Below are 14,390 nucleotides of genomic sequence, written 5' to 3'. Positions count from 1 at the left end.
TCGCACACCGTAACGATTACACCGTCGGCACGAAAGCGATCTCCGGCTCGCCGTCGTGGTCGAAGGGCAGCACGAACCGGCGCGGCCACGACAGCACGCTCTCCAGCCACCCCGCTCCCATGGTCTGCCCCACGTGCCGGATCCTGGCCGTGGCCTCCACGCCGATCGCGACGACGGTGATGTCGGCCAGCAGCCCGGCCGCCTCGTCGTCGCCGAGGATGGCCCGCCAGGCGAGCTCGCGGTTGCGCTCCATCTCCATCGACAGCGGATGGTGCCGCAGCGCGCGGGCGCGGTGGCCGAGCAGTTCCGAGCCGTTGGCCGACAGCAGGGGGTACTCCATGGGCGGGGCGGGGCTGCGCAGGTCGGGTGCGGGCCTGCCGAAGGGGAAGAGCCTGTCGACCTCGTGCAGCCACCGGACCTGGGGGATCACCCACGCGTGTCCCGGCAGCGCGCCGCCCTGCTCGCCGGCCAGCAGCCTGGCGGCGACCTGCGCGACCTGCTCGGTGACGAGCGCCGGGTCGTACCAGCTGCGCAGCGCCCACGAGCGCCGCCGCACGCAGCGCTCGACCAGCGTGGCGAGCACGCACTCGCGCCGCCGCGCGGGAAGCTCGCCCCACATCCCGGCCAGCGCGCGCGGCACCCCCGGCAGCGACCGATTGGCGACGTAGGCGAGCACGACGGTCTCCAGCCAGATCCGCAACCACGACCACTCGGGCGCCTCGGCCATGATGTCGGCCTCGCGCAGCTCCATCAGGGTGCAGGCCTGGGTACGGCACTCGGAGCCGCAGGCGCTGGAGCGCCTGCCGCGCACGGGCGGGGCGGGCGAGGGCAGGACCCGCTCCCGCTCCTCCCCCAGCGGCACCCGGATGCGCAGCGGCCGGTCCATGCCGTCGGCGAAGACGGCGGCGATGCCCGGCGGGAAGGAGACGACGTGGCGCGACTGCTCGTCGTCGAGATTCATGGCCGCGCCCACCAGCATCCGGTCGTCGGAGGCGGGCAGCCGGTGCACGATCTTCAGCGCGGTGTTCTTGACCACGTCGGGCACGAGCTTGGCCGGGATCTGCTCGGCCACCACCAGGCCCTCGCCATAGGCGCGGATCTCGGCGAGCATCCCGGCGAACAGCTCGACGGCGTGCGAGGCGGCCCTGCCCTGGCCGCGGTCGCGCAGCAGCCGGTGCGCCTCCTCGATCACGATCACGTGGCGCAGGGCCGTGGAGCGCTCGACCCGGGCACGCATCCGCAGGTGCTCGACGATGCGGATGATGAGGGTGCCCATGAGGAAGGCCTTGTCCTCGTCGTTGGCGACGTCCTCGATGGCCAGCACGACGTTGCGCTGAAGCAGCCCGCCGATGTCGGCGGGGTGGCCGCCCTCGAAGAAGCGCCCCGCCGAGCCGACGCGCAGGCTGCGCAGCCGTACGGAGATGAAGCCTTCGACGTCGGCCTGGACCTCGCGTCCGTAGCCGATCTCCTTGATCACGTCCATGGCGTGCTGCTGCAGCTGTTCGAGGGTGGGCACGGTGGGCAGCACCTTGGCGCCCGGAGCGGCGCCGCCGGTGACCACGTCCCAGCCGTTGGCCTCGTAGACACGCTGCAGAGCCATCGAGACGATCTGCGGGAAGGGCTCCTCGGCGTCGAAGGCGGCCATGAACAGCGCGCGGACCATGTCGATGTGCGCCTGCACCGGGTAGCCGGGCTCGGGTTCGAGCGGGTTGACGCTGAACGGCACGCTCTCGGGCGCCGACGGGCGGATCACGGTGACGGCCTCGGTGACGCGGCCGGCCATGAAGCCGTATTCCGATTTGGCCGGCTCGATCGCCAGCCACGGCACCCCGCTCGCGGTCAGCTGTTCCAGCAGGTGCCGCACGGTCTGCGACTTGCCCGAGCCGGTGGCTCCGGTCACGAAGGCGTGCCGGTTGAGCGTGGCCAGCGGGACGCGGAAGGAGCCGACCGCCCGCTCCTGGCCGTCGAGGATGGCGCCGAGCTCCAGCTCGCCGCCGACGGCCTCGGAGGTCACGTCGAAGTGCCCCGAGTCGAGCACCCGCACCCCCGGCACCTCGCGGCGGGGCAGCCCCGCCAGGGCCGCCAGCGCTCCCGCGGTGGCGGCGAACGGCACGGCGGCGCCGTCGCCGGGGTCCTGCAAGGTCACGGTGAGCGCCTCGGGCAGGGCGTAGACCTGGGAGCCCGAGCTACGCAGCCGGTACGGGTGCTGGCTCAGCTCGGCCGATCCGACCAGGACCGGCGCGATCTGGCGTAGTTCCTCGGCGGTGGCGGCGCCCGCCAGGACACGCACGTTCCACAACCCCGCCTCGCGGTAGGCGTCGAGCTCCAGCAGGCGGCGCTCGGCACGCTCGACGTCGAAGCGGGAGCGCTCGGAGGCGTCGCCGTACTGCCTCAGCACGTTGAGCTGGGTGCGCAGGTGGGCCACCTCGGTGTCGAGCAGGTCGGTGGGCTCGGCGGCCACCAGCCAGGCGAAGGGCCTGGACATGAGTGTGACCAGGGTCGTCTCGAACAGCGACACGTCGGCGGGCTCGCCGGGCGAGGCCGACAGCGGGAGGGCCTGGCGGCCCGGGCACGGGCTCCAGACCAGGTCGGCCAGGTCGGCCAGCCGTTCCTCGTCCAGAAGGACGCCGCGCGCCCCTCCGGGGAACAGCAGCGGCTCGGCGCCGGCGGGCCGCTGAGCCCGGCGCGGGTGCGGGCTCAGCGGCCCGGCGTTGGTGACCAGCTCGAGCGGAGCTCCTGAGCCTCGCGAGAACCAACCGATGACGAAGGGGCGCTCGCGCTGCGCTGCGGACAGCACGGCGGGCAGGATGGAGACGAAGTCCCATTCCACCGACGAACTTCGCGACGGCGCCGCGATCGACTGAATGAGGTACCAGGGTCCGCTCAGTTGCATGTCATCCCCCCGCCGTCCAAACTCGCCCGTCGATCAAGTCACCACCCCGTACTTGACCCGTTCATGGGCGCTTGTTGCGCCAGTCAAGACGCGGCGGCGGCGGGCCGAGGTTGGGCGGGGGCTCGTCGGGGTCGGAGTCGGGAGCCAGGGACAGCACGGCCTCCCTGACCTCTTCCAGCTCGCCGAGGGTGGTCTTGGGGAAGGCCAGGATCGCCGGGTTGGCGTCGGCCAGCCGCACTCTGCGTCCTTCCGCCGTGGCGTCGGTGACGATGACGGCGGTGGTCGGCAGCTGCTGCAGCTGGTGGGGTTCGACCAGGAACTCGCGCGAACGCTGCAGCACGCGCTCGGTCTCGCCGATCTTGTCGACGGTGCGCCCCCAGGCGGTCGACTCGGCGATGTCTTCACGCAGGTCCTCGTGGCGCGATTCCGACGGCTGCTCCTGGTGCTCGTCGGCGATGGTCGAGGTGTAGGCGCCGTTGAGGCCTGACAGCGTGGCGCCGATGGTCTCGGTGAGCTGGGCCAGCTCCAGCCGGTGCTCGGTGCCGACGTGCTCGCTGGCCACGCGCGCGTCCTCGGCGTTGCCCAGGCGCATGAAGGCGACGGCGGCGTGGCCGCGTCCGAGCCGCTCGCGCACCGTGGGGGTGAGGGAGCGGTAGGTCAGGACCAGGCCGGTCCTGGAGGTCTCGCAGGCGTCCATGAGCCGGTCGAGCACGTCGCCCCTGAGCTTGTCGGCGCCCGCCACGATGATCGTGTGGTACCAGGGCCGGTCGGAGGCGGGCGACTGGCGCAGGATGTGGGTGAGCGCGGTGGCGATGTAGGTGCCGAGCACGCGGTTGCCGAAGACGCCCGCCTGGCGGTCCATGCTCACCACGCGCAGCCGCGCGGGCGGCAGCCGTACGGACTCCGTGCCCAGGTTCTCGAGCTTGCGCAGCTGGGATTCCAGCGCCCAGGCCCGCTTGATCACCACTTGGTCGCTGACGCCCCTGCCGAAGAGCATCGAGAGCTTCTCCAGCTGGGCGGCGCTGATCAGCCCGAACCTGATGTCGTCGCGTGGGTCGCCCACCTGGGCCAGGGCCCGCAGTGCGGCGTTGACCTGCGCGATCGTGACGCCCACATGGTCGCGCCCGCTTCCCTCCTCGTTGGCATCGGGTTGATCCTCGCTCTCTCGTCGCGAGCTCCTGCGCTCCGGCTCGCCGAGGACCTCCAGGACCCGCTCCAGGATGGCGTGGTCGAAGCTCAGGTCGGTGCGGTCCTCCTCGCTCACGCTCACGACGTGCGCGAGCACGTCGGCGAAGGCCTCGGGCTTGAGCGTGGCGCCCAGGTCGAGCCGGGGCAGGTCGACCGGGAGCACCCAGACCAGCGGGTCGTCGCCGCCGCGGCGCGCGAGCTCGATCAGGTCGGTGGCGATCGCGCCCTCCGACAGGTCGAGCACGGTCAGGTGGCCGCCGGAGTACAGCCGGGTCGCGCCCAGCAGCGTGATCAGCGCCGACCAGCCGGGCAGCGTGCCGCCCGCGACGTCGACCCGGTCGATCTCGTCGGGTACGGCGACCGCGTACCAGGTCATCTGCTGCTCGTGACGGTCCTTGGTCTCCTGCCACTCCCGGTATCGGGCGGCGTGCTCCTCCTGCAGCTGGAACAGCTCCTTGTCACGTTCCTGCTGCACCTTGTCACGCTTGACCTGCTGTTCGAGCACCCGGTGGCGCACGGCGCGGTCGCCCTGCAGCAGGGCGTAGGAGCAGATGCCGGCCACGCCGCCGGTGGCGATCAGGCCGATGATCACGAACGACCAGCCGATGTAGCCCATGATCCCCGCGACCAGGAGCAATACGGCCAGGGCGGCCATGAACCCGCGGAAGATCTTGACCGGACGGTTGAGCAGGTCTTCCTGGAGACGCTCGCGGCGGAGTAACTCGGGATCGGGCTCGGTGGGCGCCGTGGTCTCCTCGGCGACCGGGGAGGGCCGCTTCGGCGGCGGACCGGGATCGGGGTGCAGCAGGACGTATTGCCAGCCCAGGTAGATACGGTCCGCCTGCAGCTGCGCGTGCTCGGGATGCACGTCCGCCACGTGTACCCTCCGGCCGGCCCTATGTCGTTAGTAGGCCAACAGCCTAAGAGCTGAACCATGGATCGCGCAGCTTTTCCTCAAGCGTCTGGGATGAATGGGGCACATGCGACCATTAGCATGCTTACCCATGACGGAACCCTCCTCCGGCAGCAAGCCCAAACGCCCGGTCGTCGTGCCCGCGATCGCGCTGGTGATGGCGACCGCCCTGGGGATCACCGCCCTGATGGACGGTTTCGACGAGGCGCCCAAGGAGGAGCCGAAGGTCCTGGCCGAGGGCGGCAAGATCGACCAGAAGCTCTACGAGACCGAGTTCCTCGGCGCGAAGGTCACCTTCCAGAAGGCGCCCAACGAGTACGCCAAGGACCACAGGTACCTGGACATCATGCTCAAGGTCACCAACAAGGGCACCGCGACCACCTGGACCGGCACCCCCTGGGCCGGGTCGGAGAAGTCGGGCAGCGGCTACGGCGAGTCCCTGATCGTCAAGGAGCCCGTGCTGACCACCTCGCCCACGCTGGAGGTGGCCGGGGAGCAGCGCTCGACGCTCCTGCACCCCGGCGTGCCCACCCAGGTGCTGCTCCGCTACGAACTCGACCTCAGGGCCAAGGCGCCGGAGCAGGTCGTGATCAACGTGGCGGGCTTCGAGGAGACCGAGGACGAGTACGACGGCACCACACGATGGGAGGCGGCGGGCGAGAAGGTCACCAAGCCCGACCCGCTCACCATGGAAGGCCTCACGGCGCCCATGACCGGCGACGATCGCCCGCGGGCCTACAACATGATCAAGGCGATCGCCAAGGTGACTCTCACGGTCAAGCCGCAGGAGGCCTCATGACAGCCACCGCCCAGCAACAGCAGCAGGAGGCGGCGGCGCCAGGCGGCCGCAGGGCCGCGCGCTCACGCAGGAACAGGAAGGGTCCCGCCATCCTCAACGCCCTGGCCGGGCTGGTCCTGGCCTCGGGGGCGATCTGGATCCAGTCGATGGCCATGAGCCCCGACGACATGGACATGCCCCTCACCTACGTGGGCGACAAGGGCGAGGAGGTCGACGCGGGCCGCTTCTCCGTCAAGGTCGAGGGCGTCGACTCGGCGCGGTCGATCAGGCTGACCGCTGACGAGCTCGTCCGCACCGACCTGCTCTTCCTGGTGGTGAACCTGTCGGCTACCTCCAAGAGCGAGCCGCTGAGGTTCCAGGAGCCCTACCTGCTGACGCCTGACGGGACCCGCTTCAAGGCCACCGACAAGGTCGGCAACATCCTCACGCTCAGCAACAAGTACGTGCAGCCCGGCATGCGCTCGGGCGGCAGCTGGGTCTTCGAGGTGCCGGCCTCGGCGCTGCAGGGCTCCAGCATCATCGTCCAGGCCCCGACCAGCGCGCTGTACGTCGAACCGCTGATCCCCGAGGCCGAGGTCGATCTGGGCATCGACGAGGCCCTGGCCAAGCAGCTCGGTTCGGCACCGAAGGACGTCTACTCCCTGGAAGCCAAGTGAACGATCCCGGGCAGAACTGGTTCACCCCGGCCGGCGAGGGGCAGCCCCAGCAGCCGCAACAACCGCAGCCTCCCCAGCAGCAGCCGCAGCAGCCTCACCGGCAGGCGCCTCCCCAGCAGCAGCGTCCTCCGCAGCGGCCGCAGCAGCGTCCCCAGTATCCGCAGCAGCCCCCGCAGCCGCCGCAGCGGCTTCCGCAGTACCCTCAGCGGCCCTCCGTGCGTCCCGACCACCAGGTGTGGCCGCCGGCCGGTTACGAGCCCGTGGGCAGCAGCACGCAGCCTCTGCCGGCACTCCCCAGCGCGGGCCCGCTCTTCCAGCCGCCGCACGCCGGTCAGCCGGGTCAGCCTGGGCAGCCCGGTCCGGGTCAGCCGCCCCAGCCGCCCGGTCAGCCGCCCACCGAGCCTGCCGAGCCCACCCCGCCGAAGCGTTCGCGCCCCGTGCTGCTGGGCATCGGCGCCGTGGCCGCGCTCGTGCTGGCCGTGGGCCTGCCGACGGGTGACCGCTACCTGTTCTACAAGAGCGGCCAGCCCAGCGACATCGTGCACTCGCTCAAGGCGGGCGCCAGCCTCGACTTCGAGCACGTCAAGTGGTCGGCGACCTTCGGCACGGCCGACGCGCCGGCCAACCGCACGCCCGACCCGACCCGCCAGTGGATGAAGGTCGTGGTCACCCGCACCGCTCTCGACAAGGACGGCACGGTGCTGACCGCCGTGCCGGAGCTGGCCTTCAAGGACGCCGAAGGCCGCGAGTGGGTGATCCAGATGACCAAGGACAACAGCCCGACCGACGCGCACCAGGTCGGCGCGCCGTACACGATCGAGTTCATGGGCGTCGTGCCGCCGCAGCTCGCCAAGGACGTCCGGCTGCACCTGCGGCCCAACACGACCTACAAGTCGGACACGGACGTCAAGGAGCTGTTCCGTCCGGCGACGACGGCCGAGGAAGTGGAGAAGGCCAAGCACAAGGATGTGCTGGTCTTCACCCAGTGACCTCTTCGCCGCGCAGCCGTGCCCTGGTCGCCGCGATGTCGTAGGCGGCGGCCAGGACGCAGGCGCTCAGGCTGGCCAGCAGCAGGCCCTTGAAGAAGCTGACCGGGTACCACTTCACCAGCCACAGGTAGGGCGTCTCCGAGCCCATGAGGGTCATCACGCCGCGCTCGGCGTAGTCGGCGCCCACCCGCAGGCCGACGTAGAGCACGCAGACCATGCCGAACAGCGCGAGCCCGCCGCGGCTGGTGACGCGGAGCGCGTTGAGCACCGGCACCCAGCGGTCCTGGAAGCCGCCGATCACCCGGTTGGCGGACTTCTGGGTCAGCTGGTGGCTGCCTTCCAGGCGCTCCAGGCCGGTGTCGATGCGGCTGCCGCGGAAGGCGCGCCTGGCGTCGTCGACCGAGCCGCCGAAGGTCAGGATCGCCAGCGCCAGCCAGGCGAACGGCAGGAACAGCGCGTCGACGACGTAGGGCCAGATGTCGGCGACGAACGAGGTCAGGGCGTCCCAGCCGGGGATGGTCTCCTTGGCGTGTTCCATCGCGCCCTTGGCGTTGCTCACGACCACGCGGTGGTCGGTCCAGCCGCCGCGCAGCTTGGCCAGGGTCAGCACGGCGTTCAGGCCGCAGAACATGAAGGCGAACTCGGCGAAGGCGGCCGCGACGCCGGCGTACTTGTTGCCGCCCTTCTCCACCATCTTGCCGAACAGCAGGCGCAGGCCGAAGGTGACGACCGAGGCGATGAGGGAGACACGCCAGTCGAGGTCCATGAGGCCGCGGCCCATGGTGGACTGCTCGAGTTCGTTGCCGTTGGCGACGTTCTGCAGGATCGGGTTGTAGAAGTTGTCGTCGATGTTGTGCAGGCGGTCCATGTTGTCGAAGGCGACCACGTCGGTGACGTGGAGGCTCCAGGCCAGGTAGATGACCGCGTAGGTCGGAGCCACCCGGTTGAGCACCGACCAGAACTTCTCGTCCTCGCCCCTGGCCTTCGTCTCCCACATCGCGCCGCGCAGGGCGTGGAAGGTGCCCGCGGTGATCACCATGGAGAGCATCACGATCAGCGTGAGCAGCACCACGGTGGCCACGAGCCTGGCCTGGCGGAAGTCGCCGTGGCTGATCTCGGTGGCCAGGTAGAACAGGGCCCACCTGATCAGCTCGCCCGCGGAGAACCACAGGATCAACGGCAGCGCGCACTGGCCCGCGAGACGGAGTGCGTGCACGGGCAACGAGTACGGCGACGGCATCCGCTGGCTTTCTGGGGGTGCCGCCACTCCTGACGATCCGGACATCTCGTGAATCGTAGCGGGAGGCCCCATATGTCGCAGCCGTACCATCGGGAATGCGTCATTAGTTGTTGATGTTTCAACTAACATGCGCGACGACCTCGACCGTTACCGTTTCGCCGAGCGCCTGCTGGCCCAGCGGGATGCGCTCGGCGCGCTGCGAATCCTGGAGCCGCTCCTGGAGGAGTACGGCGACCACTACGGCGTGCGGATGCTCACCGCCCGCGCCTACTACCACTCCGCCCAGCTCGGCCGCGCCCGCGAGGCGCTGAGCGCCCTGATCGAGACCGATCCGGCCGACCACTACGCCCGGTTCCTGCTGGGCCGTACGCTCGAGCGCTCGGGACGGCCCGGCGAGGCGCGCACGCACCTGCGCATGGCGGCGGCGATGTCGCCCGAGCCCGACTACGTCGACTCGGTCGCCCGCGTCGAACGCAAGCTCGGCCTCATCAACAGGTGAACCAGCCCTCCCGCGACCAGCCCCCAGAAGGCTGAGCCGACGCCGAGGTAGGAGACGTCGGAGAAGGTGACCACGAAAGTGATCGCCGCCGCGACCTCCCGCACCTGGAGCAGGGCGTTGCTCATCGCGCCCAGCAGCGCCAGGCCGGCGACCGCCTCGATGAGCACCGGCGGGGCGAGCACCACCAGCGCCACCGCCAGGCCCGAGGTGAGGCCGAGCACGATCATCACGGCCCCGGCCGTCACCGAGGCGACCCAGCGGCGCTCGGGCTCTTCGGCGGCCTCGGGACTGGCGGCGAGCGCGGCGGTGATGGCGGCCAGGTTGATCGCGTGGCCGCCGAAGAGCGCTCCGGCGCTGCTCGCCGCTCCCGTGGTCAGCAGCACCTCGCGCAGGCGCGGGCGGTAGCCGTACCCGGCCAGCACCGCCATGCCCGGCACGTTCTGGGAGGCCATGGTGACCAGGAAGAGCGGCAGGGCGATGCCCGCGATGGCGCTGAGGTCCCACGCCGGCGCGGTGAACTCCACCGGAGGGGCCGGATCGATCCCGCCGAGCCCGGGGCTCGACAGGGCGATGGCCACGATCGCGGCGACCAGAGCGCCGGGCACCGCCCACAGGCGGGCGAAGCGGTAGAGCAGCAGCCAGACCAGGATGACCGGGGCGGCCATGAGCGGGATCTGCGTCATCGCCACGACGGGGGCCAGGCAGAGCTTGAGCAGCACGCCCGCGAGCATGGCGCCGGCGATGGGCTGCGGGATGGCCTCGATGAGCCTGGCCAGGGGCGGGAAGAGCCCGGCCACCATGATCAGCGCGCCGCAGACCACGAAGGCGCCGACGGCCGTGCGGAAGTCGGCGTGAGGCGTGGTCATGAGCAGGGCGGCGCCTGGGGTCGACCAGGCCACGCTGATCGGCATGCGTTGCCGTACGCCCAGGAAGATCGCGGTGACGCCGACCGCGACACACAGGGCGAGCAGGCCGGAGGCGGCCTGGCGCTCGTCGGCCCCCGCCGCGCGCAGGCCCGCCAGGACCACGGTGAACGAGCTGGCGAACCCGACGAGGGCGGTCACCAGGCCGGCGACGATCGGGCGGAGGCGTTCCATAAACGGAACGGTAGCGGCATCGTCCATCCGCCACAATGGCCGCATGGACCCACGACCGGCTCTGAACACCGACCCGCACGAGGTCGGCGCCCGGTTGCGCCGCATGCGCCAAGCCCGCGGCATCTCCCTGTCGGAGCTGGCCCGGCGGGCCGGCATCGGCAAGGCGACCCTGTCAGGCGTCGAGAACGGCAGCCGCAACCCCACCCTCGAGACCCTCTGGGCGATCACCGCCCAGCTCGGCGTCCCCCTCGCCGCCGTCCTCGACCCGCCCGCCGACCCCCTCCAGGTGTACGGCAAGGCCGCCGAGGCCACCCTGCTGCAGGTCTTCGACGAGGGCCCGGTCACCTTCGAGCTCTACCGGCTACGGGTACGGCCCGGCATCACCCAGCGCTCACCCGGCCATCACGCCGGGGTCACCGAGCACATCACCGTCTTCAGCGGCACCCTCTGCGCGGGGCCCGCCCAGCGGCCCCTGACGGCCGGGCCTGGCGAGTTCATCAAGTGGACGGCCGACTCCGAGCACATCTACACGACCATGGGCGAGGAGGAGGTCCACGCCACCCTGCTGATGCGTTACCCGCTAGTTGACGGCGTCTAGCCGGGCCCGCTGGTCCTCGGTCAGCTCCACGTCGAGCGCGCCGAGCGTCTCGTCGAGCTGCGCCACCGACGAGGCGCCGACCAGGGGAACAATCGCCAGCTCGTGCCCGAGCTGCCAGGCCAGCACGACCTGGTTGGCGGTGGCGCCGGTCTCCTCGGCGATCTCCTTGAGCACGGCCAGGCGCTTGGCCGTGCCCGGGTGCTCGTAGTCGTAGGGGATCTTCTTGTCGGCGCGCGTGTAGACGCCGCCCATGAGCGGCGAGTAGGCCACCAGCGTCATCGCGGGATCCAGCCGCAGGTAGCTCAGCAGCTCGGCGCCCGCGTGACCGAGGCTGCCGTCACGGAAGATCGACTCGGGCACGTCGAACCGGGGACGCAGGTAGCTGTGCTGGTACTGCAGCACCTCGTACCCGGCCAGGCCCAGCCCTCCGGCGATCTGGCGGGCACGCTCGACCCGCCAGATCGGATGGTTGCTCACGCCCAGCATGCCGACCACGCCGTCCTGGACCAGCTCGCCGAACGCCTGCACGGTCTCCTCGAGCTCGACCGACCGGTCCTCGATGTGGGAGTAGTACAGGTCGATCCTCTCCACGCCGAGCCGCTCGCGGCTGATCTCGGCCTGCTCCCTGATCACCTTGGCGGACAGGCCCTCCGCGTCGTCGACATAACTCAGCCCCGGCGCCACCGGCCGCGCCCCCACCTTCGTGGAGATCACGATCTCGTCGCCCACGCCCCGGCTGCGCCGCCACCGGCCCAGCAGCTCCTCGCTCTGGCCGCCCGTGCCGCCGTCCACCCAGAACGCGTAGTTGTTCGAGGTGTCGATGAAGGTGCCGCCCGCCTCGACGAAACGGTCCAGGATCGCGAACGAGGTGCTCTCGTCGGTCACGCTGCCCATGAGCATCGCGCCCAGCGCGATCACACTGACGTCCTTGTTGCCAACCTTGCGATATCTCATGACGGGAAGTCTGGTTGCTGGAGTGCGCTCCAGGTCAAGCGAGGGTCGCGGCGAAGCTCCTGCCGTACGCGTGACGCGTCTCCACCTGGATCAACGTGCCTCCCGGCACCCTGCGCACGCTCACCCCGTCGTCCGCCTCGACCAGCCGCCGCGCCCTGCCGAGCAGGACCACCGAGACCCTGTCCTGCTTCATCGTGGGGTCCGACAGGGCGATGCGGGTGCGTTCCCCCGTCTTCATGAGCACGGAGGCGGGCCCGTCGACGAGAAGGCGCTCGGCGTGCCGGGGGCCGCTGGTGAAGACGTTGGCCGCGACGATGCCCAGGCCCGTGTGCTTGATCGCCTGGATGTCGCGGTCGTTGGCCAGCACGGTCAGCGGCCCGCCCGCGTAGGCCCCGAGCGCGGCCTCCGAGGCGTTCGGCACCAGGGCGTAGGCCAGGGAGGCGGCGCCGCTGGAGGCGGTGAAGACGGCCTTGGTCACGCTCGTGTCGGGATTGGCCGTCCGCACGGTCCGGCGGCTGCGCGTCACCGTCTCCAGCCCGGCCGTCACGGTCCCGCGCGACAGGAAGGCGTAGCCGACCGAGGTACGGCGAGCGCCGTTGGCGTAGCGCAGCCACCTCTGCTCGCTCGTGCCCGGCTGCCAGGCTCCGCCGTCCCACAACTCGCCCGTCAGCGTGACCGGGTCGGAGGGGGCGGCGATCCTGCTGTCGATCGTGGTCACCGCCTGGCGGCCGCCCTGGCCGTCGACCCCTGCCGCCAGCACCACGATCTCGTCGTCGAGCATGAACCACGACTTGGTGGCGGCGGCGTTCCGGTAGGTGACGAAGTCCGCCGGCAGAATGCCCCTGGCCAGGTAGGCCGCGTCGTCGGACTGGACCATGCCGGCCACGCCGTACGCGTCGAGCGTGGCGCCGCCGGAGAAGGCGTGGCCGCCGCGCGGGAAGTAGACGTAGGCGTTCTGGGACTCCGACGACGAGGTGAAGTTCAGCGGGTGCCCGGGGTTGTCGTACCAGAGCCTGCCGTACAGCTCGGGCACCGTGCGCCGCTCCTCCACCGGCGCGGTGACGCCCGCGAGCCGGTACGGCGAGACGGTCGTGTAGTAGTCGACGCCGAAGACCTCGCGCTGGTCCTCGCCCGCGAGGTAGAGGTAGTAGGCGCCCTCTCCCTGGAACCACGGCATGAGGTTCTCGCCGCTCATGTACTCGTACTTGCTGATGCGCTCGGAGTTGCGCGCCAGGGCGAAGGCGTAGCCCGGCCGGCGGTGCACGGTGCGGTCCATGGCGTTGAAGGCCACCGTGCGGGCCGCGGGATTGAGGTCCCGCGCGGGGACGGTGGCATCGGCCCTGATGGCCGCGTAGCGGGCGATGCTGCCCGGGGAGACGAAGGCCGTGGGGTCGACGGCGGGCAGGTGCTTGACGTAGCTCTTCAGCTCCGGCCGGTGCTCTGCCAGGTCGGCCGCCGCCTCGGCGATGACCGCGACGTCGGTGTAGCCGGTGGTGGTGCGCGAGGCGGCCCGGCCCTTGACGATCTCCATCATCCAGCCCTCGAAGATCAGCGGGGCGAAGCCGTCGGCGATCCAGCGGTACACCAGGCCTGTGTCGATCTCCGTGACGCCCGCCAGCATCTTGATCGTCTGGACCACGCGGGTCAGCAGGATGCGGCCGTAGGAGCCGGTGTAGGCCACCGAGTGGTGCTGGATGAAGGAGCCGTCGGCGTAGTAGCCGTCGGTGACGCCGTGGCGCAGGTTGTACGGGTCGATCGTGGCGAAGACGGTCGCCTGGTCGGCGATGGCCTTGGCGATCCTGGCGTCGTCGCCGGCCAGGGCTCCCTGCAGGATGCGGTTGGCGGTGATGTCGGCGAGGTTCGCCCCCGTGTGGAAGCGGGAGTCGAGATCGACGTCACCGTTCTTGCCGTTGCGTAAGTAGGCGTCCATCGAGGCGGCGTAGGCGCTCCTCAGCTCGGGCGGCACCACGTCACCCAGGAGGGCGAACGTCCGGCTCACATGCGTGGAGATGGCGATCTCCCAGTTGTGCCAGTTGCCGTAGTAGCCCCTGCTCTGGTCGCCGTAGTAGCCGTCGTGCAGGCGCCGCAGCCCGTCGACGATCCGCTCCCCGAGCGCCAGGCCGTTGCGGGTGCCCAGGGCCATCTCGTACAGGTACTGGAAGGACAGGCGCAGGTTGACGTCGTCGGTGCCGAGCTTGAGTCCCTGGAACAGCTCGCCCTCCCCGGCCCTGTCGAGCAGGGTCAGGCGCTGGCGGGCGGTGTTCAGCATCGCGGCGAGCTTGGCGGCCAGCTCGGGCCTGGCGTTGATCTCGGGGGTTCCCGCGAGCATCTCCACGGTGTTGGCCAGGAGGCGGGCGTGGTCGAAGCCGGTCCCCTTGGTGGTGGGGAAGAGGAACGCGGCGGGGAGGAGGGAGAGAACCTGGCGACGGGAGAACTGCGGCATCGGCGGCCTCCGGGCCGTGGGGGGTGCGGCTAATTCTTTCAGACTATAGAACGATTTTGACGGATTTTTTCACCGATTGTCGGAGTGGAACTCGTTATTATTTTCGAATTCGCCTTGACAC

11 protein-coding genes are annotated in these 14,390 nt (G+C 70.6%); 5 read left to right on the top strand and 6 right to left on the bottom strand.

Annotated elements, in window-relative coordinates; translation table 11 throughout:
• Positions 1-16: 16 nt before the first annotated feature.
• Together HNR30_RS41620 and HNR30_RS41615 are read right to left on the bottom strand one after the other, a co-directional pair.
• On the bottom strand, positions 17-2,893 hold the full coding sequence (locus HNR30_RS41620) for an ATP-binding protein (protein ID WP_181615728.1): 2,877 nt from the start codon (positions 2,891-2,893) through the stop codon (positions 17-19).
• 61 nt (positions 2,894-2,954) lie between these two features.
• Positions 2,955-4,958: a hypothetical protein gene (locus tag HNR30_RS41615; RefSeq protein WP_181615727.1), complete on the bottom strand. Its 2,004-nt coding sequence runs from the start codon at positions 4,956-4,958 to the stop codon at positions 2,955-2,957.
• Positions 4,959-5,085: 127 nt separating this feature from the next.
• Between HNR30_RS41615 and HNR30_RS41610 the strand changes: the two genes are divergently transcribed.
• From HNR30_RS41610 to HNR30_RS41600, 3 genes are read left to right on the top strand one after another with little or no spacing between them, the layout of a single operon-like run.
• Entirely contained in the window at positions 5,086-5,793 is a 708-nt protein-coding gene (locus HNR30_RS41610) for a hypothetical protein (RefSeq protein WP_181615726.1), read from the top strand.
• Positions 5,790-6,449 carry a DUF4352 domain-containing protein gene (locus tag HNR30_RS41605; RefSeq protein ID WP_181615725.1) on the top strand — a complete coding sequence of 220 codons (660 nt, stop codon included), beginning with the start codon at positions 5,790-5,792 and terminating at the stop codon, positions 6,447-6,449. Before HNR30_RS41610 ends, HNR30_RS41605 begins: the two co-directional genes overlap by 4 nt.
• Complete coding sequence (locus tag HNR30_RS41600) at positions 6,446-7,438, top strand: hypothetical protein (protein ID WP_181615724.1); 993 nt, start codon at positions 6,446-6,448, stop codon at positions 7,436-7,438. Before HNR30_RS41605 ends, HNR30_RS41600 begins: the two co-directional genes overlap by 4 nt.
• Here HNR30_RS41600 and HNR30_RS41595 read toward each other — a convergent pair.
• Positions 7,428-8,654 (bottom strand): hypothetical protein, encoded by a 1,227-nt coding sequence (locus HNR30_RS41595; RefSeq protein WP_181615723.1) that lies wholly within the window; start codon positions 8,652-8,654, stop codon positions 7,428-7,430. The genes HNR30_RS41600 and HNR30_RS41595 overlap by 11 nt on opposite strands.
• A 151-nt stretch (positions 8,655-8,805) precedes the next feature.
• Between HNR30_RS41595 and HNR30_RS41590 the strand changes: the two genes are divergently transcribed.
• A complete protein-coding gene (locus HNR30_RS41590; protein ID WP_181615722.1) occupies positions 8,806-9,177 on the top strand; it encodes a tetratricopeptide repeat protein in 372 nt (123 codons plus the stop codon).
• Here HNR30_RS41590 and HNR30_RS41585 read toward each other — a convergent pair.
• Positions 9,123-10,274: a benzoate/H(+) symporter BenE family transporter gene (locus HNR30_RS41585; protein ID WP_181615721.1), complete on the bottom strand. Its 1,152-nt coding sequence runs from the start codon at positions 10,272-10,274 to the stop codon at positions 9,123-9,125. The genes HNR30_RS41590 and HNR30_RS41585 overlap by 55 nt on opposite strands.
• Before the next feature lie 43 nt (positions 10,275-10,317).
• Here HNR30_RS41585 and HNR30_RS41580 point away from each other — a divergent pair, with 43 nt between their 5' ends.
• Complete coding sequence (locus HNR30_RS41580) at positions 10,318-10,872, top strand: XRE family transcriptional regulator (RefSeq protein WP_181615720.1); 555 nt, start codon at positions 10,318-10,320, stop codon at positions 10,870-10,872.
• Here HNR30_RS41580 and HNR30_RS41575 read toward each other — a convergent pair.
• A complete protein-coding gene (locus tag HNR30_RS41575; RefSeq protein ID WP_181615719.1) occupies positions 10,855-11,826 on the bottom strand; it encodes an aldo/keto reductase in 972 nt (323 codons plus the stop codon). The genes HNR30_RS41580 and HNR30_RS41575 overlap by 18 nt on opposite strands.
• Positions 11,827-11,860: 34 nt before the next feature.
• Positions 11,861-14,269, bottom strand: coding sequence for a polysaccharide lyase family 8 super-sandwich domain-containing protein (locus HNR30_RS41570; RefSeq protein ID WP_181615718.1), 2,409 nt, complete (start codon positions 14,267-14,269; stop codon positions 11,861-11,863).
• Positions 14,270-14,390 lie beyond the last annotated feature (121 nt).

It is taken from the genome of Nonomuraea soli (assembly GCF_013761175.1).
In the GTDB taxonomy this organism is placed as follows: domain Bacteria; phylum Actinomycetota; class Actinomycetes; order Streptosporangiales; family Streptosporangiaceae; genus Nonomuraea; species Nonomuraea soli.
Note: the sequence above shows the minus strand (reverse complement) of the source record. Positions and strands in the feature narration are given on the sequence as shown.

Coding starts and splice junctions, on each gene's coding strand:
- HNR30_RS41620 (WP_181615728.1), bottom strand. CDS start 2,893: ATGCAACTGAGCGGACCCTGGTACCTCATTCAGTCGATCGCGGCGCCG.
- HNR30_RS41610 (WP_181615726.1), top strand. CDS start 5,086: ATGACGGAACCCTCCTCCGGCAGCAAGCCCAAACGCCCGGTCGTCGTG.
- HNR30_RS41605 (WP_181615725.1), top strand. CDS start 5,790: ATGACAGCCACCGCCCAGCAACAGCAGCAGGAGGCGGCGGCGCCAGGC.
- HNR30_RS41590 (WP_181615722.1), top strand. CDS start 8,806: ATGCGCGACGACCTCGACCGTTACCGTTTCGCCGAGCGCCTGCTGGCC.
- HNR30_RS41585 (WP_181615721.1), bottom strand. CDS start 10,274: ATGGAACGCCTCCGCCCGATCGTCGCCGGCCTGGTGACCGCCCTCGTC.
- HNR30_RS41580 (WP_181615720.1), top strand. CDS start 10,318: ATGGACCCACGACCGGCTCTGAACACCGACCCGCACGAGGTCGGCGCC.
- HNR30_RS41575 (WP_181615719.1), bottom strand. CDS start 11,826: ATGAGATATCGCAAGGTTGGCAACAAGGACGTCAGTGTGATCGCGCTG.
- HNR30_RS41570 (WP_181615718.1), bottom strand. CDS start 14,269: ATGCCGCAGTTCTCCCGTCGCCAGGTTCTCTCCCTCCTCCCCGCCGCG.